The organism is Desulforhabdus sp. TSK, from assembly GCF_022836495.1.
GTDB lineage: Bacteria > Desulfobacterota > Syntrophobacteria > Syntrophobacterales > Syntrophobacteraceae > Desulforhabdus.
The window spans coordinates 1-255 of record NZ_BQXM01000279.1; the positions used below are offsets into that span (position 1 = coordinate 1).

1 protein-coding gene is annotated in these 255 nt (G+C 57.6%); it reads right to left on the reverse strand.

Going from position 1 to position 255, the window contains the following annotated elements:
- Nucleotides 1-140: 140 nt before the first annotated feature.
- The coding region (locus MWC30_RS23275) for a DUF1778 domain-containing protein (RefSeq protein ID WP_368860938.1) at nt 141-255 on the reverse strand (115 nt) is incomplete at its 5' end.

The following is a 255-nucleotide window of genomic DNA, read 5'->3' on the forward strand; positions in this document are numbered from 1 at the left end:
GGGGGCGTTCGGATCTGCAAGGACCCATGTACGGGATATGCCCCTGGCTGCGTGCTGCCTGGCTGTCGCTTTGAAAAACGCATTCAATTCGGCACTCCCGCAGTCAAATGCGACGCGATCATGGCCAGGGCCTAACGGGGCTATTTCGGGCACGGCGGTTCGTATTTTCTGCGTGCGGCGGCTTTTTTCAATACCTCGTTCGGTTCCGGCGGATGGTCCAGTAAATGAAAAACCATCTCAGCCGCCTTTCGGGAC